Annotated in this window: 14 protein-coding genes; 5 read left to right on the plus strand and 9 right to left on the minus strand. The window is 71.6% G+C overall.

Annotated elements, in window-relative coordinates; translation table 11 throughout:
* Nucleotides 1-48 precede the first annotated feature (48 nt).
* The 5 genes from F1721_RS10240 to F1721_RS10265 form a co-directional block, all read right to left on the minus strand.
* Nucleotides 49-906 (minus strand): hydroxymethylglutaryl-CoA lyase, encoded by an 858-nt coding sequence (locus F1721_RS10240; RefSeq protein ID WP_150066357.1) that lies wholly within the window; start codon nucleotides 904-906, stop codon nucleotides 49-51.
* On the minus strand, nucleotides 906-2,141 hold the full coding sequence (locus F1721_RS10245) for a CaiB/BaiF CoA transferase family protein (protein ID WP_150066358.1): 1,236 nt from the start codon (nucleotides 2,139-2,141) through the stop codon (nucleotides 906-908). The genes F1721_RS10240 and F1721_RS10245 overlap by 1 nt, the downstream gene beginning before the upstream one ends.
* A 421-nt stretch (nucleotides 2,142-2,562) precedes the next feature.
* Complete coding sequence (locus F1721_RS10255) at nucleotides 2,563-3,279, minus strand: thioesterase II family protein (RefSeq protein ID WP_211840404.1); 717 nt, start codon at nucleotides 3,277-3,279, stop codon at nucleotides 2,563-2,565.
* Between the two features lie 37 nt (nucleotides 3,280-3,316).
* A complete protein-coding gene (locus tag F1721_RS10260) occupies nucleotides 3,317-4,300 on the minus strand; it encodes an ABC transporter permease (protein WP_246154612.1) in 984 nt (327 codons plus the stop codon).
* Nucleotides 4,300-5,277: an ATP-binding cassette domain-containing protein gene (locus tag F1721_RS10265; protein ID WP_150066359.1), complete on the minus strand. Its 978-nt coding sequence runs from the start codon at nucleotides 5,275-5,277 to the stop codon at nucleotides 4,300-4,302. The genes F1721_RS10260 and F1721_RS10265 overlap by 1 nt, the downstream gene beginning before the upstream one ends.
* A 244-nt stretch (nucleotides 5,278-5,521) precedes the next feature.
* Here F1721_RS10265 and F1721_RS10270 point away from each other — a divergent pair, with 244 nt between their 5' ends.
* From F1721_RS10270 to sbnA, 5 genes are all read left to right on the plus strand, one after another.
* A complete protein-coding gene (locus F1721_RS10270) occupies nucleotides 5,522-6,505 on the plus strand; it encodes a clavaminate synthase family protein (RefSeq protein WP_150066360.1) in 984 nt (327 codons plus the stop codon).
* Between the two features lie 86 nt (nucleotides 6,506-6,591).
* Complete coding sequence (locus F1721_RS10275; protein ID WP_150066361.1) at nucleotides 6,592-9,759, plus strand: non-ribosomal peptide synthetase; 3,168 nt, start codon at nucleotides 6,592-6,594, stop codon at nucleotides 9,757-9,759.
* A 29-nt stretch (nucleotides 9,760-9,788) separates the two neighbouring features.
* Nucleotides 9,789-10,769 (plus strand): TauD/TfdA family dioxygenase, encoded by a 981-nt coding sequence (locus tag F1721_RS10280; protein ID WP_150066362.1) that lies wholly within the window; start codon nucleotides 9,789-9,791, stop codon nucleotides 10,767-10,769.
* A gap of 26 nt (nucleotides 10,770-10,795) precedes the next feature.
* Nucleotides 10,796-11,830, plus strand: coding sequence for a 2,3-diaminopropionate biosynthesis protein SbnB (sbnB, locus tag F1721_RS10285; protein ID WP_150066363.1), 1,035 nt, complete (start codon nucleotides 10,796-10,798; stop codon nucleotides 11,828-11,830).
* 150 nt (nucleotides 11,831-11,980) lie between these two features.
* Nucleotides 11,981-12,955, plus strand: coding sequence for a 2,3-diaminopropionate biosynthesis protein SbnA (sbnA, locus tag F1721_RS10290; RefSeq protein ID WP_150066364.1), 975 nt, complete (start codon nucleotides 11,981-11,983; stop codon nucleotides 12,953-12,955).
* A 509-nt stretch (nucleotides 12,956-13,464) separates the two neighbouring features.
* Here sbnA and F1721_RS10295 read toward each other — a convergent pair.
* From F1721_RS10295 to F1721_RS10310, 4 genes are all read right to left on the minus strand, one after another.
* Nucleotides 13,465-14,706 (minus strand): integrase core domain-containing protein, encoded by a 1,242-nt coding sequence (locus F1721_RS10295; RefSeq protein WP_150066365.1) that lies wholly within the window; start codon nucleotides 14,704-14,706, stop codon nucleotides 13,465-13,467.
* 322 nt (nucleotides 14,707-15,028) lie between these two features.
* Nucleotides 15,029-15,238, minus strand: a complete 210-nt coding sequence (locus F1721_RS10300) for an MbtH family protein (protein ID WP_150066366.1) — start codon at nucleotides 15,236-15,238, stop codon at nucleotides 15,029-15,031.
* 32 nt (nucleotides 15,239-15,270) lie between these two features.
* Nucleotides 15,271-19,032: an SDR family NAD(P)-dependent oxidoreductase gene (locus tag F1721_RS10305; protein ID WP_150066367.1), complete on the minus strand. Its 3,762-nt coding sequence runs from the start codon at nucleotides 19,030-19,032 to the stop codon at nucleotides 15,271-15,273.
* Nucleotides 19,033-19,046: 14 nt separating this feature from the next.
* The gene (locus F1721_RS10310) at nucleotides 19,047-19,808 is read right to left on the minus strand and encodes a thioesterase II family protein (protein ID WP_150066368.1); all 762 of its coding nucleotides are present in this window, start codon (nucleotides 19,806-19,808) and stop codon (nucleotides 19,047-19,049) included.
* Nucleotides 19,809-19,908: the final 100 nt, after the last annotated feature.

Genomic DNA, 19,908 nt, shown 5'->3' on the forward strand with positions numbered 1-19,908 from the left:
AGCGGAGGTGTGGTGCGCCGCCCGGAGGCGGCCGGACGCGGATTCCCGTCAGCCGATGGGACTTCCGCGGCGCAGCGCTTCCCGCACGACGGCGACGGCCTCGCCGAGGCGGACGCGGTCGATGCCGGTGTCGACCCCGCGCGCGTGGAGGTGGTCGACGAGGGTTTCGGTGGCGATGTTCCCGTGCGCCCCCGGCGCGAACGGGCAACCGCCGTAACCGCCGACGGCGGCGTCGAAGCGGGTGATGCCCAGGTCCAGGGCGATGTCGACGGTGCGCAGCGCCTGGCCGAGGGCGTTGTGCAGGTGCAGGCCGACCACCGCCTCCGGCACGGCCTCGCGGACCGCCCCGATCGACCGGCCGACGTGCTGCGGTTCGGCCGTGCCGAGGGTGTCGGCGAGGCCGAGCCGCGTGACGCCGATGGCGGCGTAGGCGGTGGCGACCTCGGCCAGCCGTTCCGGGGAGATCTCACCGTCGAAGGGGCAGACGAACGCGGTCGCGATGCCGCCCGTGAAGCGGATCCGCGGGTTGTCGGCGACGACCCCGTCGAGGTCGGCCAGCGCCTCGTGCACGCCGCGACCGGCGTTGGCCCGGCTGTGGCCCTCCGCCGCGGAGACGACCAGGCACACGTCGGTCACCCCGGCGGCCACAGCACGCTCGACACCGCGCCGGTTGAGCGCCAGCGCGCTCCACCGGGCACCGGACGGCAGCGCGGCGACGAGCTCCTCCGCACCGGCCATCTGCGGCACTCGCGCGGGGTTGACGAACGACGCCGCCTCGATCCGGCGCAGCCCGGCGGCCACCAGCGCCTCAGCGATCCGCACGCGGTCGGCCACGGAAACCACCACCGGCTCGTCCTGCAACCCGTCGCGCAGCACGACGTCGGTGATCTGCACCTGCTGGGGCATCAGATGACACCTCTCCCGCGCAGCCCGGCGATCTCGCCCGGGCTCAGCCCGAGCACCCCCGCCAGCACTTCCTCGGTGTGCTCGCCGAGTTCCGGGCCCGCCCAGCGGACATCGCCCGGAGCACCGGGAATCCTCGGCACCACACCGGGGAATCGGATCTCCTCGGGCTCGTCCTCGACGGTGACCTTGAGCGGGCGGAGCATGTCCCGCGCGGCGAAATGCGGGTCCGCGGCGATGGCGGCGGCGTCGTGGACGGGACCGGTCGGGACTCCGGCGGCGCTCAGGACCTCCACCGCGTCCGGGGCGGTGTGCCGGGACGTCCAGTCGCTGATCGCCTCGTCCAGCTCGGTCGCGCGGGCGAACCGCGCATCACCGTCGGCCAGGGCGGGGTCCTCGGCCAGGTCCGCGCGACCGATCGCGGTCATCAGCCGGGCGAAGGTGCCGCTGGAGTTCCCGGCGATCACCACCGACTGGCCGTCGGAGGTCGGGTAGACCCCGCTCGGCACCACCCCGGGCAGGTTGCCCGCAGTGCGCCGCCGGACCGTGCCGTAGGCGTCCATGTCCGGGACCAGCGACTCCATCGCCATGAACACCGATTCGTAGAGCGCGACGTCGGCGACTCGCGGGCCCTCGCGCGGGCGACCGGTGACGCGGGCCAGCAGCAGCATCAACGCGCTGATCGCGCCGTAGAGCCCGGCCAGGGCGTCGCCGATCGGAGCGGCCGGGCGGACCGGGGCGCGATCGGCGTGCCCGGTGACCTGCCGCAGCCCGGCGAACGCCTCGGCCACCCCGCCGAACCCGGCGCGGTCCCGGTAGGGGCCGGTCTGGCCGTAGCCGGAGATGCGCACCACGACCACGTCGGGGTTGGCGCGCGCGAGCTGGTCGCAGCCGAGGCCCCAGCGCTCGAGGGTGCCCGGCCGGAAGTTCTCGATGACCACATCGGACTCCCGCACCAGGTCCAGGACCAGCTCGCGCCCCTCGTCGGTGCGCAGGTCCAGGGTGAGCGACTTCTTGTTGCGGGCGATGGTGCGGAACATCATCGAGGTCGCGCCGCGACTGCGCCGCCACCCCCGCAGCTCGTCACCGACCCCGGGCCGCTCGACCTTGACCACCTCGGCGCCGAAGTCGGCGAAGATCCGGCTCGCGAACGGCGCGGCGATGAAGTTGCCGAGCTCCAGGACGCGAAAGCCGGTCAACGGCGGGTCCGCCGACAGCGCGATCTCCTCAGCGTGCATCGTCGACTCCTGTTTCTCGTTATATGAGCAACGGTGCTCACGATGAAAGAGAAGGTATGCACGCCAACACCGGCGAACAAGGCCCGCGCAACAAGTATACGAGAATTGTTTATCGAATAATGAGAATCTACTGTTCGGTTTGGAGCGCGGGAACGTGGGAGTCGGCTTCGTGCCGAAGAACTGCCCGCACGCCTACCGGATCGAGCGCCACCACAGCCAGATCGTGGGTGTGGCCGCCGGGCCGGGCACCACCTTCGAGCGGTTCTTCGAGAACCCCGGCGCTCCCACCGACGAACTCGGGCTGCCGAGCCGGTGGTGCCCGAGCCGCACGAGTTCGCCACCGTGCCGCAGGAGTACGACGTGCGGTTCCTCCCGGGCCACCGGTGGCGCGCGGAAAGCGGCTGCTGATCCGGTCGCGGCGTCAGGGGTTGCGGATCAGGTTCGCGCGGTCGGCGAACTCCAGGACCGCTGCTCGCACCTCGGCGAGGACTTCGGGGGCTCCGCTCGCCAGGTAGAAGTGGCCTCCGGCGAACCAGCGGGACCGGAACGGTCCGGTCGTCGCGTCCTGCCAGGCCGCGAGCTCGTCGCTGTCCACTTCGGAATCGTCCTCGCCCGCCATCGCCACCAGCGGGCAGTGCAGCTTCACGCCCGCCGGGGCGCGGAACGTCTCGCTGAGCGCGAAGTCCGCCCGCAGGGTCGGCAGCAGCAGCTCCACCAGCTCCGGTTCGTCCAGCACCGCCTGGGGTGTTCCTTCGAGCTGGCGCAGCGTCGCGACGAACTGGTCGTCGGGCAGCTCCGACACCAGGCGGCGGCGGGTCGGCAGCTGCGGGGCGCGCCGGGCCGAGGCGATCACGCCCAGCGGCGCCGACCGGCGGGCGACCTCCCAGGCCAGCCCGGCGCCCATGCTGTGCCCGAAGAAGGCGTACGGCCGGTCGAAGGACGGCGCGAGCTCCCGGGTGACCTGCTCGGCCAAGGTGTCCATGCGCTCGTGCGCGGGCTCGGCGATGCGCGCCTCGCGCCCGGGCAGCGGCACGGGCACCACCTCGATCTCCGGGCCCAGCGCGCCCACCCACGGTCGGTACGCCGCCGTCCCGCCACCGGCGTGCGGGAAGCAGAACAGTCGGATGGCTGGCGCCACGTGGTCCTCCTCTTCTCAGTGCTGACAGACCTGGCGGTCAGGTGTAGCGCCGGTACTTCCACACCGACAGCGGCGCGAAGACCAGCAGGATGCCGCCGATCCACAGGAACGCGCCGAGCGCCGACGGGGCCACCGGGCCGCCCAGGAACAGGTTCCGGCAGGTGTCGGTGACCAGCGTCGTCGGGTTCACCTGGGCGAACGCGCGCAACCAGCCGGGCATCGTGTCCAGCGGCACGAACATGGAGCTGCCGAACTGCAGCGGGATCGTCCAGATGAAGCCCACCGACTGCACCGTCTCCGGGCTCTTGAGCGCCAGCCCGATGAACGCCGAGATCCAGCACAGCGCGAACCCGTAGGCCAGCAGCACCCCGATCGCGGCGAGCGCGGACAGCACGTCGGTCTGCACCCGGAACCCGATGATCAGCGCGAACCCGAACATCACCAGCTGGCCGAGCAGCATCCGGCACATGTCCGCGGAGATCCGCGCGGACAGCACCGCCGACCGCGCGATCGGCAGCGCGCGCAGGCGGTCCATCACCCCGCGGCTGGCGTCCACGTTCAGCGTCACCCCGGTGAGCCGGGAGGCGAACGACACCGTCTGCACCATGATCCCGGGCAGCAGGTACTGCTTGTAGTCGCCCTGGTCGTCGGCGATGGCGCCGCCGAAGACGTACACGAAGATCAGGGTGAAGATCATCGGCATCAGGGTGGCGTCCAGGATCGCGCCCCGGTCGTGCACCACCTGCAGCAGGTTCCGCCGGGCGATGGCGCCGGTGTGCCGGAGCGCGGCGCGCGGGCCGACGCGACCGGAGACCGCGCGCATCCGCGACGGCTTCTCCGGCGGGGGCGGGGGTTCCGGCGCCGCCCGGCGCGGCGGGCGCGGCTCGGGCCGCCGACGGGGCGGCTGGGCGTTCGCCGGTGGTGGGCCGGACCTGGGCGGCGGGCCGGGGCGGGGCGGCCCCGGGCGGCCGGGCGGCACCGGGGAGCGGCGGGGCGGCTGGCCTCCGACGGGTGCGGCCATCAGAACACCCTCCGCAGCACGACCGTCGCGTCCGGGTCGGATTCGCGCGGCTGGTCGGTCAGCGTCAGGAACACCTCGTCGAGGCTCGGCAGGTGGGTGTCCAGCCCGGCGATCGGCAGCCGGGACGCGGCCAGCACCTGGACCATCCCGGTCAGCTCGGCCTCGTTGACGATCGGCACCGACACCAGCCGGTTCTCCTGGTCCACCCGGAAGTTGCGGACGCGCATCCCGGACAGCCTGCGGACCAGCTCGTCCAGGTGCTCCCGCCGGGCGGTGCGGATGCGCAGCACCTGCCCGCCCACCCGGGAGCGGAGCTCACCGCTGGTGCCGGAGGCGATCACCCGCCCCTTGTCCATCACGATGATCGAATCCGCCAACGCCTCGGCTTCCTCCATGTACTGCGTGGTGAGCAGCACCGTGGTGCCCTCCTCCACCAGGTCGCGCACGGCGTCCCACAGGTTGTTGCGGCTGCGCGGGTCCAGGCCGGTGGTCGGCTCGTCCAGGTACAGCAGCGCCGGGTCGCCGACCATGCTCGCGGCCAGGTCCAGCCGCCGCCGCATCCCGCCGGAGTACTTGCCCGCGGGCCGCGCCGCCGCGTCGACCAGGTCGAACTGCTCCAGCAGCTCGTCGACCCGCTCGCGGGCGCGGCGGCGCGGGAAGTCCAGCAGCCGGGCGATCATGTACAGGTTCTCCCGCCCCGAGATGCCCTCGTCCACCGAGGCGTACTGACCGGTCAGGCCGATCAGCCTGCGCACCTGGGTGGCCTGCTTCACCAGGTCGTAGCCGCCGATGCGGACCCGGCCGCCGTCCGGCCGGATCAGCGTGGACAGCATCCGGACGGTGGTGGTCTTGCCCGCGCCGTTGGGGCCCAGCAGGCCGAGCACGGTGCCCTCCGGGATGGTCAGGTCCACGCCGTCGACCACCCGGCGGTCGCCGAACTCCTTGACCAGCCCCTCGACCTCGACCGCCGCCGTCATGACACCGGCCCGCCCGGTCGGCGGCGTGCGGCGCGGCGGGGCCTCGGAAGCCCTTGCTGATTCACGTCCAACACGACCACCCCCGGGGACACTGCGGTTTCCGCCGCCGGAGCGTAGGTGGCGGGCTTATCGGCTCAATATCGGAAAAGGATTCGATATCGACCCAAAACGCGGCCTGCCTAGGTTCGCTGGCGCGTCGCCGCGAAGTGCCGACCGGCGAGCGTTGCCGAACCGGAGGTGGATCATGTCGATGGCAGTCCGCGTGGAGGTCCCGCCGCAGACCGCGGAGATCGAACCGCCCGTCGCGCGGGAGATCGAGCGGGTCGCGCTCGACCTGCTCCCCGTCGCCGGCGGCAGGGTCGACGACGCCGCCTGGGTCTCGGCCGCGCGCGAGGCGTGGGAGCACCTGCCCGCCTCGGTGCGCACCACCATCCGCCGGTTCCGCCGCGACACCGGCACCACCGGCGCCCTCGTGGTCAGCGGGTTGCCGCTGGGACCCGACGGTGTGCCGGACACCCCGACCCGGGACGGCTCGGTGCAGCGCACCGCCACCGTGCCCGCCGCGGTGCTGATGATGTTCGCCGCCGGGCTCGGCGACCCGGCCTCGTTCCGGCCGGAGAAGTCCGGGGCGCTGGTGCAGGACGTGGTCCCGGTGCCGGGCAAGGAGGAGTTCCAGGGCAACGCCGGTTCGGTGCTGCTGTCGTTCCACACCGAGAACGCCTTCCACCCGCACCGGCCGGACTTCGTGATGCTGTCCTGCCTGCGCGCCGACCACGAGGGCATCGCCGGGCTCCGCACCGCGTGCATCCGGCAGGTGCTCGACCTGCTCACCGGCCCGGCGCGGGAAGCGCTGTTCAGCGCCGAGTTCGTCACCGCGCCGCCGCCGTCCTTCGGGGCCACCTCCGGCGACGCGGCGCCGCACGCCGCGCTGACCGGGGCGCCCGAGGACCCCGACCTGCAGATCGACTTCTCGGCGACCGAACCGCTGACCGAGCGGGCCCGCGCGGCCATGGACGAGCTGCAGAAGCTGTTCGCCGACAACGCGCACACCCACTACCTCACGCCGGGCTCGATGGCCATCGTGGACAACCGGGTCACGGTGCACGGCCGGACCGCGTTCGAGCCGCGCTACGACGGCCGCGACCGGTGGTTGCAGCGCAGCTTCTCGCTGGCCGACTTCCGCACGTCGCGGCGGCACCGCACCGCCGACGGCTACGTCCTCGACTGACCGGCCGCGAAACAGTTCCGATAAAGCGGCGAAAGGCTGCGCGGCTAGCGTCGGCTGGCCAGTCCTGAGTGGAGGGAGATCCTCGGTTGAACCGGTCGTCCGCGCAGCAGCGCGCATTCTGGTCCAGAACGCTGGAGAGCGGTGCCTGCACGCCGATCCCCCACTGGCACCACCTCGACGCCGAGCCGCGGTCGGGCGCCGAGGTGCACGAGCGCGAGCTGCCCGAGGCGGCGCTCCGGGCGACCGCCGATGCCTTGGGCGTGCCGGTCGGGACCGTCGTGCTCGCAGCGCACGTGAAGGTGCTGGCCGCGGTCACCGGTGAGGAGCACGTGGTCACCGGTTACCTCGCCGAGTCGCCGGTGCCGTGCTCGCTGGCGCTGCCCGCCGGTTCGTGGCGGGACCTGGTGCACCGCGCGCGGCGCACCGAGAACGAGATCCGCGCGAACCTCCCCGCCGAGCTGGACCAGGATCCCGCCGAGCTGTTCGACACCGTCCTCGACCTCACCGGAACCGCCGGTGAGGTCGGGGACTTCGCGCTGCGGGTGGGCTTCGACGCCGGTACGAACCGGCTGGCGCTGCGGTACCGCGCCGATCGCCTCAGCGCGGACCAGGTGCAGCGGATGGGCGGCTACTACCTGGCCGCGCTGGACCTGATGGCCGCCGACCTCGACGCGGCGCACGCCGAAAGCACGCTGCTGTCCGAAGAAGAACGCCGCTTCCAGCTCGACGACCTGGCGGGGCCGGAGCGCGAGCTGCCCGACAAGCGCGTGCACGAGCTGTTCGAGGAGCGCGTCCGCCGCCACCCCGACGCGATCGCCGCGGTGTACCAGGACCGGTCGTGGACCTACCGGCAGCTCAACGAGCGCGCCAACCAGATCGCGCACGCGCTGCTCGCGCGCGGCCTGCGGCGCGAGGACGTCGTCGCGGTGGTGACCGATCGAAACCTGGACTGGATGGCGTCCGTGCTGGGCGTGTTCAAGGCCGGTGGCTGCTACCTGCCGGTGGAGCCGGACTTCCCGGCCGAGCGGATCGCCCGGACCCTGCGCCGCAGCGAATGCCGTTACGTGCTGGCCGAACCCGGCCGCACCGCGAACCTCGACCTCGCCGAGGTCACCGCCGAGGTGCTGCAGCTGAGCGACGTCGACGGCGACACCACCGACCCGCAGGTCCCGGTCGACGCCGACCAGCTCGCCTACGTGTACTTCACCTCGGGCTCCACCGGGGAGCCCAAGGGCGCGATGTGCGAGCACGCCGGGATGCTCAACCACCTCTTCGCCAAGATCCACGACCTCGGGATCGCCGAGGGGGCCGTGGTCAGCGAGACCGCCCCGCAGTGCTTCGACATCTCGCTGTGGCAGCTGGTCAGCGCGCTGCTGGTCGGCGGCCGGACGGTGCTGGTCGAGCAGGACGTGATCCTGGACGTGCAGCGGTTCGTGGACAAGATCACCGAGCACCGCGTGCAGATCGCGCAGCTGGTGCCCTCCTACCTGGAGGCCGTGCTGACCTACCTGGAGGACTCGCCGCGGCCGCTGCCGGACCTGCAGTGCGTGTCGGTGACCGGGGAGGCGCTGAAGAAGGAGCTGACCCAGCGCTGGTTCGCCGCCTACCCCGGGCTGAAGCTGGCCAACGTCTACGGCCTCACCGAAACCTCCGACGACACCAACCACGAGGTGATGACCGAGGTCCCGGTCCGCGACCGGGTGCCGCTGGGCCCACCGGTGCACAACGCGCGGGTGTACGTCGTGGACCCGAACCTGCAGCCGGTCCCGCTCGGCGCACCGGGCGAGATCGTGTTCTCCGGGGTGTGCGTCGGCCGCGGCTACATCAACGACCCGGAGCGCACCGCCGCCGCGTTCGGCACCGACCCGCACCGGCCCGGCCAGCGGCTGTACCGGTCCGGCGACTTCGGCCGGTGGCTGCCGGAGGGCAAGGTCGAGTTCCTGGGCCGCCGCGACGCGCAGGTCAAGATCCGCGGGTTCCGCATCGAGATCGGCGAGATCGAGAACCAGCTGCTGCGCGCGCCCGGGGTGCGCGACGGCGCGGTGGTGGTCACCGAGGACGCTGGCGGCGGCAAGCACCTGGTCGCCTTCCACACCGGCGCCGACGAGCTCACCGCGGACGAGTTCAAGCAGTTCCTGCGGCGCAGCCTGCCGCACTACATGGTCCCCGAGCACTTCCACCACTGCGAGGCGCTGCCGCTGACCGGCAACGGCAAGACCGACAAGAAGGCGCTGACCGCGCTCGCCGCCGAGCGCGCGTCCGCGGCGACCGACCACCAGCCGCCGCGGACGCCGACCGAGCAGCACCTCGCGGCGAAGTGGGCGGAGGTGCTCGACCTGCCGGTCGGCGAGATCGGGCGCGACACCGACTTCTTCGAGCGCGGCGGCACCTCGCTGTCGGCGGTCAAGCTGATCCTCAAGCTGGGCCGCACGATCTCGCTCCGCGACGTGACCGGGTCGCCGGTGCTCGCCGACCTGGCCGCGATCATCGACGGGCGCACCGAGGAGCGCTCCGGCGTCCTGCAGCGGCTGGCGACCGCGGACGGTTCGCGGCACGGGCTGGTCCTGTTCCCCTACGCCGGTGGCGGGCCGGTCAACTTCCACGCGTTCGCGCAGGCGTTGCAGGCCACCGGGATCAGCGTGCACGCGGTGCAGCTGCCCGGGCACGACGTCGGCGCGGACGCGGGTTCGTTCGCCGGGCTGGAGCAGACCGTCAAGGAGGTCGTCGCCGAGATCGGCGAGCTCGGCCTGGAGACGATCTCGCTGTGGGGCCACTCCGCGGGGGCCGCGTTCGCGGTGCACGCCGCGCGGCAGCTGGAGGAGCAGGGCACCCGCGTGCACCAGGTGCTCGTCGGTGCTCGCGACCTCGATCCGGTCGACGTGCTGCAGGCCGACATCGCCGAGGTCAGCGGCCTGTCGACCGACGAGCTCAAGCAGCGGCTCAGCGCTCAAGCCGCGTTCCGCGAGCTCGACCGGCTGCGCCCGGAGCACGCCGCCAACGTCGCGGAGGTCTACCGGCACGACGTGCGCATCGCCGCGCAGTACCTGGTCGACCTTCAGACCGCTCCCCCGGCACGACGGCTCTCCGCCCCGCTGACCGTCGTCTCCGCGCGCGACGACGCCGGGTCGGCCGACCACCGCCGCTGGGAGGTGGTCGCCGAGCACGTCGACCGGCACGAGATCTCCGGCGGTGGCCACTACTTCCTGGCCACGCACGCCGCCGAAGCGGCGACCGCCGTCCACCCCGCCCGCTGACCGCACCGATCTCCCGAAAGGCACCGAGCATGTCCGAACTCGACGTCCACCTCGCCGCAGGCAAACCGGCCGTCCTGCGCGTCGACGGCGCTTCCGAGGCCGCGACCTGGGTGGCCGAGCACCGCGACCAGCTGCGGTCGCTCGTCGACCAGCACGGCGCGCTGCTGGTGCGCGGCCTGCCGCTGGCCGACGCCGCCGAATTCGGCCGGGTGGCCCGGGATCTGGCCGCCCCGCTGCTGCCGGAGCGCGAGGCGTTCGCCCGCCGCTGGACCTACGAGGACGGCATCTACTCGTCCTCCAAGTGGCCGCCGAACCAGCCGATGTGCATGCACCACGAGCTCAGCTACACGCTGGAGTTCCCGGGCCTGATGGTGTTCGCCTGCCTCGGCGCGCCGACCTCGGGCGGGGTGACCGGTGTCGCGGACGCCGCGGCGGTGCTGGACGCGCTGCCCGCGGACCTGGTCGAGCGCTTCGAGCGGGAGGGCTGGCAGCTGGTCCGCAACTACAACGAGATGGTCGGGGTGCCGTGGCAGGAGGCCTTCGGCACCGAGGACCGCGGCGAGGTGGAGCGCTACTGCCGGGACAACTCCATCGAGTTCGAGTGGGACGAGATGGACGGCCTGCGCACCAAGCAGCGCCGCTCGGCGATCATCACCCACCCGAAGACCGGCGCGCGGGTCTGGTTCAACCAGGTCGCGTTCCTCAACGAGTGGACGATCGACCCCGAGGTGCGCGACTACCTGCTGATGGAGTTCGGCCCGGACGGGCTGCCGTTCAACAGCCGCTACGGCAGCGGCGCACCGATCGGGGACGACGTGATCGCGCTGCTCAACAAGGTCTACGAGGAGCACACGCGGCGGGAGCCGTGGCAGACCGGGGACCTGATGCTGGTCGACAACATCGCGCAGGCGCACAGCCGCGAGCCGTACGAGGGCGCGCGCGAGGTGCTGGTGGCCATGGGTGAGCCGGTCCGCCTGGCGGACTGCTCGCCGACGGTGTCGTCGTTCTGATCCCAACTGGAACCGAGCGGAGCAACATGTCTGAATCAGCCAACGTCCCGGCGTTCACCGTCATCTCCGGGGCCCAGGTGCAGGACGCCCTCAAGGGGCGGCACGAGCAGGTCGTGGACATCGTCGAGCAGGCCTACCGGCTGCACGGCGCGGGCCGAACGGTCAATCCGCCGTCGTACTTCCTGCGCTTCCCCGACCGGCCCAACTCCCGGATCATCGCGCTGCCCGCCGCGCTCGGCGGCGACGCGGCGGTGGACGGGATCAAGTGGATCTCCAGCTTCCCGGACAACGTCGCGGCGGGCATCCCGCGCGCCTCAGCGGTGCTGGTGCTCAACGACCACGACACCGGCTACCCGTTCGCCTGCCTGGAGAGCTCGGTCATCAGCGCCACCCGCACCGCGGCGTCGGCCGCGCTGGCCGCCGACCACCTCAGCCGGGACCGGGGCCGCCCGCGCCGCATCGGATTCATCGGCGTCGGCCTCATCGCCCGCTACGTCCACGAGTACCTGCGGGCCACCGGCTGGAGCTTCGACGAGATCGGCGTGCACGACCTGTCCGCCGAGCACGCCGCGGGCTTCAAGTCCTATTTGGACCGGGTCGAGGACGGCCCGGCGATCTCGGTGCACGACAGCGCCGAATCGCTGATCCGCTCCTCCGACCTCGTGGTGTTCGCGACGATCGCGGGCACGCCGCACGTGCACGACCCGGCGTGGTTCGAGCACAACCCGCTGGTGCTGCACGTGTCCCTGCGCGACCTGTCGCCGGAGATCGTGCTGTCCTCGGTGAACGTGGTCGACGACGTGGAGCACTGCCTGAAGGCCGACACCTCGCCGCACCTGGCCGAGCAGCGGACCGGCAACCGGGACTTCCTGGACGGCACGATCAACGACGTGCTCAGCGGTGAGCTGAAGGTGCCCGGCGACCGGCCGGTGATCTTCTCCCCGTTCGGCCTCGGCGTGCTCGACCTGGCGGTGGGCAAGTACGTCTACGACCAGGTCACGGCCCACGGCGAGCCGACCGTGGTGCCCGACTTCTTCTCGGAGCTCCGCCGCTACGGCTGACGGCACCGGATGCCGGTCGTGCGGACCTCGCGGCCCCGCGCGACCGGTTCTCCCCCAGCTGGGAGAACGGCGTCCGGCCCGCACCGCCGACCACGCCGACCCCCGCGCACCCGCAAGAAGGTTCGTTTCGGACAAGACGGAGACAGCTCGGTGCCCATCATCTCGCAGCCGCACGAATTCAACGAGGACGACCTCTACGTCGACCTCCGGCCCTCCGTCGGCGTCCCGCTGTACCTGAAGTGCGAGGGGTTCAACTTCGCCGGTTCGATCAAGCTGAAGGCCGCCGAGTCGATGATCGCCGCCGCGGAGCGCTCCGGTGCGCTGCGACCGGGCTCGATCCTGGTCGAGTCCTCGTCCGGCAACCTCGGGGTGGCGCTGAGCGTGCTCGCGGCCAGCAAGGGCTACCAGTTCGTGTGCGTCACGGACTCGCGGTGCAACCTCGCGACCAAGCAGCTGATGGAGACCCTCGGCGCCCAGGTGCACACCATCACCGAGCCCGCCGCCGAGGGCGGCTACCTGGCGGCCCGCATCGCCCACGTGCGGGAGCTCTGCGCGGACGACGACCGCTACCTGTGGCTGAACCAGTACGCCAACCCGGACAACTGGTCGGCGCACTACCGCACCACCGCGCCCTCGATCGACCGGGCCTTCCCCACCCTCGACGTGCTGTTCGTGGGCGCGGGCACCACCGGCACGCTGATGGGCTGCGCCCGCTACTTCAAGCGGTTCCGCCCGGGCGTGCGCATCGTCGCGATCGACGCGGTCGGCTCGGTCACCTTCGGCGGCCCGGCGGCACCGCGGATGATCCCCGGCCTGGGCACCGGGGTCCGCCCGGCGCTGCTCGACGAGTCCTTCGTGGACGACGTGGTGCTGGTGGAGGAGATCGACACGGTGCGCACCTGCCACCGGCTGGCCCGCCGGGGCTTCCTGTTCGGCGGTTCCACCGGCACCGCGATCAGCGGCGCCACCCAGTGGCTGGCGGCCAACGGCGCCGGACCGGACATCACCGCGGTGACCATCGCCCCGGACCTCGGCGAGCGCTACCTCGACTCGCTCTACCAGCCCAGCTGGGTCCAGCAGGTCTACCAGATCGACCCCGCCGACGAACTGGCGGCACAGCGCTGACCTGGCCCTGTGCCGTAGGAACCGCTTGGTGTGCCGGAGGGCGCGGGGTTGCGTGGCGTGGAGGAGGCCTCGGACTGGTCCTTAGGTCGGACGGTGGCCGGACTTGTGCTTTGGCGGTAGGAACCGGTCACCTTGACGTGCCGAAGGATTCGGTTTTGGTGGTGACCGAGACTTGACCTTAGGAGCCTCGGTTCCCTGCGGAGGCGGATCCACCTTGTGGTGACGTCGCCGATCGGGCGCGATTTCTCACGAAATCGGCACCGTCATCGACGGAACCTCCAGCTGGCACCGCGGCCGATTTCGTGAGAAATCTCTGCACTCACCACCGGTACCACGGCCGTGCGATCAGGGTTCTAGCTACGTCCGTCGACCGCTGTCACGGCCGTCCGAGGGGTGGTGACGACTGCAATTTCAATTGAAATTGCCCACCTCGCCACCGCGGGCTCCGTTGTCTTGTCTCAGGACTTTGGTGACGGTTCTGTGTCAGGACATGGGTGACGGTTGGTGTGTCAGGACATGGGTGACGTTGTGGGTCGGCCGCGGGGGGTGCCGTTGCTGACGTAGGTGGTGCCGTGGGGTGGCCAGGGGTGTTCGGCGATGATTTCGCCGTTGAGGTCGGCGAAGGTGACGCCGTAGGGGTCCCAGGCGGCGTGGATGGTGTGGCCGGCCATGCGGCTGGTGATCTGGAATCTGATGTTGCGGAGTTGGATGCTGCCGTTGGAGAGGATGGTGATTTGCCGGTAGCCGTTTTCGTCTGGCCGGTAGGTGGTGGTGGGGTGGCTGGGGTGTTCGGCGGGTGTGGGCCGGGGTGGGTCGGCCACGGGGGTGGCCTGCCAGGCCTGGAGTGGGGTGATCCTGCCGGGCAGGCCCTGATGGGGGCGTTGGGTGTTGTAGATGTGGTCGAAGTGGTCGATCTGTTTCTGGAGTTCTTGGAGGGTGGCGGCGAGGGGTTGCTTGTTGAGCCATTGCATCAGGGTTTGGTGGAAGCGTTCGTTTTTGCCTTGCGTGGTGGGATGTCCGGGTTTGCCCGTGATCGCTTCCACGCCGAGAGAGGCGAGGTGGGTCACCAGCTTGCCGTTCCAGCCGCGTCGTGAGGGATTCAGGGCCGTCCCGTTGTCGGTCAGAAGTCGTTGCGGCACACCGTGAACCGCGATCGCTTGACGCACCACGGCCAGGGCTGCCTCGCTGGTCTCGGCGTCGGCGACGTGTGAGGCCAGCGCGAGCCGGGAATGGTCGTCCAGAAGCTGGAAGATCACACAGGTGCGCCCCTGAGTCAGGACGTACTCGGTGGCATCCAGCTGCCAGCACGCGTTGGGGGCCGGATACACAAACCGCCGGTAGGCCGCCCGGGGCTTCTTCTTCGGCTCGACCCGCGCGACGCCTTTCTCCCGGAAGATCCGCGCCAGCGACGCCGGCGAGGGCGGCGACGGCAAACCCATCGAGCGCATCCGCTCGAACACGCTGACCGGCCCGTGATCCAGCCCGGAACGCTCCAGCGCCGCCCGCACATCCAGGGCCTGCTGTTTGACCTCGTCGGTGATCCTGGTCGGACTCGTCTTCGGTCGGCGTGACTTCGGCTCCAACGCCGCCGCCGGACCTTCCTCCCGAACCCGCGCCCGGATCACATAGAACGTCTTACGAGAGATCCCGTGTTCAGCACAAAACGTGGTCACCGCACCACGCGGCGCGTCATCCGGCCACCGAACGATCGCAAGACGGACACGAGGATCAACAGACTCAGCACGCTTCACTCACCCATCTGAGCCCACGAAGTGTCACCACCAAGCACCCTCAAACCGTCACCCATGTCCTGACACAGAACCGTCACCAAAGTCCTGAGACATAACACACCGCAGGCTCCGTCGAGAACGACGCAATTTCAATTGAAATTGCATCACCCCAAGCCAGCCACCCACCGCTTTGAACCCCAAGTAACCCCGCACCAAACCGCACCTCTCCTCGCCGCCCCCGCCCCGGTATCACCACCAAACCCCAAGCCCCCAAGACATCCACAGATGCGCCGGGGCCCGGGGCTCAACGCCCCGGACCCCGGCTGGTCGCTTGGGTGGGTCGTCAGCGGCCCATCGCCTCGACGAGGCTCTTCGGGCGGAGGTCCGTCCAGTTCTGCTCGATGTAGCTCAGGCAGGCGTCCCGGGTGCCCTCGCCGTGGACCTTCGTCCAGCCCGCCGGGACCTCGACGAACGTCGGCCACAGCGAGTGCTGGCCCTCGTCGTTCACCAGGACCAGGTAGCGGCCTTCGGGGTCTTCGAACGGGTTCGTCATGTGCTTGCTCCCTCTCTGCCGAGATGTCCGTGCTAGTGCGTGCTCTCGAGGACCTTGGCCAGGCCGCCGACCGTGGGGTGGTCGTAGAGCTGGTGGACCGCCACCCGGGTCGGCAGCGATCCGTTGATCCGGGCGACCAGCTGCGCCGCGCGCAGCGAGTTGCCGCCGAGCTCGAAGAACGCGTCGTCCCGGCCGACCTTGTCCCGGCCCAGCACCTCGCCCCAGATCTCGGCCAGGCGGCGCTCCAGGTCGGTCTCCGGCTCGGCGTACCGGCGGCGTCCCCGCTCGGCCGCCGCCCGCGCCATCGCGAGCAGCGCGGACCGGTCGACCTCGCCCGCGGGGTCCCGCGGGATCTGCGCGACGTGGGTGAACCGCACCGGGACCGAGCAGCGCGCCAGCACCGGTGCCGCCTGCGCGCGCAGCGCCTGCTCGTCCAGCGGCTCGCCGGTGTGGGCGACCACGATCTCCGTGCTGCGCAGGTGTTCCGGGGCGAGTTCGGCGACGATGTGCTCGTTGCGGCGGTCCAGGCCGATCAGCAGGTTCACCCGGTCCTGGCCCAGCGCGGCCAGCAGCGAGGACAGGCCCGCGGCGTCGTCGATCGGCACGAAGCCGCGCGAGGCCGCCGCGGCCGAGGGGCTGCCCCGGTTCATCCCGCTGTCGGTCCACATGCTCCACGACAGGCAGCGGACCGGGCGGCCGCGTTCCCGGCCCCAGTGGTCGGCGAAGCCGTTGAGGAAGCTGTTCGCCGAGGAGTACGCGCCGAAGGAGCTGCCGCCGAACTCGCCGTTGACCGAGGAGAACAGCACCAGCAGCGCCTCCGGCCGGTCCTGCAGCACCTCGGCGATGGCCATCGTGCCGTGCACCTTCGCCCGGTAGGCCTCGGCGAACTCCCGGCGCGAGGCGCGGGCGATGGTGTGCTCCTCCAAGCGCTCCCACTGGTGCGAGACGTCGTTGCTGGCCAGGTGCAGGATGCCGGACAGCGGGCGCTCCCACCGCCGTTCGGCCTGGGCGACGGCGCTGTGCAGCGCGGCCGCGTCACCGACGTCGAACGCGCGGTACTCGACCTCGCCGAGGGTGCGCAGGTCGGCGAGCCGCTCGGCCTTCACCGAGCCCTCGGCGACCGGGCTGCGGCCGATCAGCAGCAGCCGCGCCTGGTAGGTGGCCAGCAGGTATTCGGCGATCTGGTGGGCGATTCCGCCGAGACCGCCGGTGATGGCGTACACGCCGCCCTGGACCAGCTCCGGGGCGGTGTCCAGGTCCAGCGGGACAGGGCTCAGCTTCGGCGCCAGCCGGGTCCCGGCGCGGTGCGCGACCACGTCGGCGTCCGGCACCGCAGTCAGCTCGGCCTGGACGATCCCGGCCCACTCCTCGGGCGCGTCCACCGGCAGGTCGACCTGCCGCAGCAGCGGCACCGCGCCTTCGGCGACGGCCGTGCGCACGAGCCCCGGCAGCGCCGCCTTGGGCACGTCGACGGTGTCGCCCTCCCTGGCCCGCACGCCGTTGGCGGTGAGCACCAGCACGTCCGGCCGGTGCTGCGCGGAGGCGAGTTCGGCGATCAGCCGCCGCACCGAGTGCACGCCGACGCGCAGCCCGGCGTCCAGGGACGCGCTCGGCTCCGCGGCCCACGCGTGCACGACGGCGTCGACCGGGCCGAAGTCGCGGGCCACCGCCGCGAAGAGCTCGTGGTAGTGCGCGGAGTTCTCCGGGTCGATGGAGAACCGCGCGCCGTCCCGGGCGAACCGCGTGCCCGGCACCACCACCGCGGCGTGCCGGCCGAACCGCTGCTCGTGCCCGGCGTCGGCGAACAGCACCCGAACGCCGTCGCCGCGCCCGGACCCGGCGGCGGGCTGCTCGGTCCAGACGCGTTCGAAGAACCACTCCGAGCTGGACACCGGTTCGTCGGGCGCGTCGGCCAGGTCGCGCAGCGCGTCGTCGAACTTGCCCGCGCGCAGGTCGCTGAGCAGCTGGGAGCGCTGGATCTTGCCGCTGTTGGTCTTCGGGAACCGGTCGCGCTCGACCGGCACCACCAGGTGCGGTTGCAGTCCGATCTCCCCGGCCAGCCGCGCCTTGATCTGCGCCGCCGTGGCCGCCACGTCCGGGGCGGTGGGCACGAAGAACACCACCAGCTTGTCGGTCTCGGCGCCGTCGGCCGAGTCGCCGCAGGCGGCCACGAAGGTGACCTCGGTGCCCGGCACCTGCTCGATGATCGACTCGATGTCGAAGTTCAGGTAGTTCACGCCCTGCACCACGATGAGGTCGCTGTCCCGGCCGGTCAGCGTCAACCGCCCGTCGTGCACGAACCCCAGGTCACCGCTGTTGAACCAGCCGTCCGCGGTGTAGGACTTCCGGTTGGCCTCCGGGTTGCGGTGGTAGCCGGTCATCATGGTGCTGCCGGAGAACTGGAGCCGCCCCACGTGGTCCTCGGGCAGCGGCCGGTCCTGGTCGTCGACGATCCGCAGCCGCAGCCCCGGCAGCGGGCGGCCGACCTCGGTGAAGGTGATCACCTCCGGCGAGTCCCGCGGCTCGACCACCCGCAACCGACCGCCCAGCGAGGTCTTCTCGACGCTGATGGTGCCCTGCGCCGGGTCGTCGCCGGACAGCGCCGAGTAGATGGTGCCCGAGGCGATCTCGGACATGCCGAAGGTCGGCAGCAGCGCGTCGGCGGGCAGCCCGAAGGGCCGCAGGAGGTCCAGGAACCGCTGGGCGGTCCGCGTCACCACGGCCTCGCCGCCGTTGCAGATGTGCCGCAGGCAGGACAGGTCCCAGTCGCGGTCCCCGATGCGCTCGGCGTTGTCGTTGAACAGCGAGAACGCGAAGTTCGGGGCCCAGGTGTTGGTGACCCGGAACCGGTGCACCCAGTCCATCCACGCCAGCGGATCCGCCAGGAAGGCGTCGGTCTCGACGTTGACGTGCTGGTTGCGCAGCACCACGTTGGCCACGTTGTGCATGATCACGCCGCCGACGTGGTCCAGCGGGATCCAGTTCAGCGACACGTCGTGCTCGTCGAAGCCGTTGGCCGCGGCGCTGGCCAGCGTGCGGGCCACGATGCTGGCGTTGGCGTGGCGGACGCACTTCGGCACGCCGGTGCTGCCCGAGGTGAGCAGCTGCACGGCCGGATCGTCGGGCTCGGCCGGGAAGAGGTCGGGCCGCGCTCCGGGTCGGCGGAGTTCTTCGTTGCTGCGCGCGGTGAAATCGGCGTCCCAGCCGAGCCCGGTGATCGCATCGAGGAGTTCGGCGTCGGTGAGGACCACCGGGTGCTCCAGGAGCTCCCAGGCGTTGCGCAGCTTGCGGATTCCCGCGTTCTCCCGGTCGAACCCGAGCGGCACGCCGCACGGGGTCGGCACGTAGCCGCCGAGCACGCACGCCCAGAACGCGGTGACGAAGTTGCGGCTGTCGGCGAACTGGAACAGCACCGAGTCGCCCGGCCGCAGGCCCTCCTCGCGCAGCCCGGCGAGCAGTTCGCGGGCCTCGGTGAACAGGTCCGCGTAGCTCTGGAAGGTCTCGGCGCCGTCCGCGGCGAGGTAGTGCACGCCCCGGTCGGGTGCGCGTTCGGCGGCCAGCCGCAGGGCCTCCGCCAGCGTCTTCGGCGCGGTCGGATCGTCCGGCAGCTCGCCGCCGTGCACCTCGGCGATCGGCAGGTCGTCGCTGCGCGTCTCGGGCACCACCTCGGGTTCTGCCTCGGTGCGCTCGGCGACCGCGCTCCGCGCTTCCCGGCGGACCGCGCAGGCCACGTCGGTGACGCCGGGCTGCGCCCGGACCACCTCGGCGAGCTCCGCCATCAACTCGCTGGACATCGAGCTGGACCTCCTCACTGCTCTCCGCCGAGCAGGACCCGCCCGATCTCCTCGGTCAGCGCGGCGGCCTGCTCGTTGAGGTAGAAGTGGCCGCCCGGGAACATCCGCACCCGGAACGCGCCGCTGGTCTGCTTCTGCCACGGCCGCATCGCGTGCTCCGGGGCTCGTTCGTCGTCGTAGCCGCCGAAGACCGTCATCGCGGTCTCCAGCGGCGGTTCGGGGCGGTGCTCGTAGCGCTCGCCGAGGGTGAAGTCCGCGCGCAGCGCGGGCAGCAGCACCCGCATCAGCTCGGGGTCCGCGACGATCGAGCTCTCGGTGCCGCCCAGTGCGCCCAGCGCGGCGACGAACTCCGCGTCGGGCAGTTCGTGGATCGGTTCGGCCACCGGCGGTTCGTCCGGTGCGACCTGCCCGCTGAGCAGCAGGTGCGCCGGTTGCGGACCGCCCCGGCGGCGCAGCGCCCTGGCCAGCTCGAAGGCGAGCAGAGCGCCCCCGCTGTGCCCGAAGAACGCGAACGGCCCCTGCAGGTAGGGGCGCATGGTGAGACCCAGCGTGCGCACGGCCACCGCGAGGTCGGTCAGCGGCGGCTCGCCGATGCGGTCCTCGCGGCCGGGCAGCTGGAGCGCGATCAGCTCGACCTCGGGAGGGAGCAGATCCGGCCAACCGGCGAACGCCGCGGCGCCCGCACCGGCGTGGGGGAAGCAGAACAACCGGAATCGCCTCTCGGCGCGCCGGGCGCGCCGCACGAACGGCGACTCGACGGTGAACGAGTCGAGCATGCCCCGAACCTAGGGAACCGCCTTATCACCGCGATATCGGGCCAATTCCGCCCTCGGACGCGCCGGAGGGCCCCGGTTCCGCGGAGCCGGGGCCCTCCCT

It is taken from the genome of Saccharopolyspora hirsuta (assembly GCF_008630535.1).
In the GTDB taxonomy this organism is placed as follows: domain Bacteria; phylum Actinomycetota; class Actinomycetes; order Mycobacteriales; family Pseudonocardiaceae; genus Saccharopolyspora; species Saccharopolyspora hirsuta.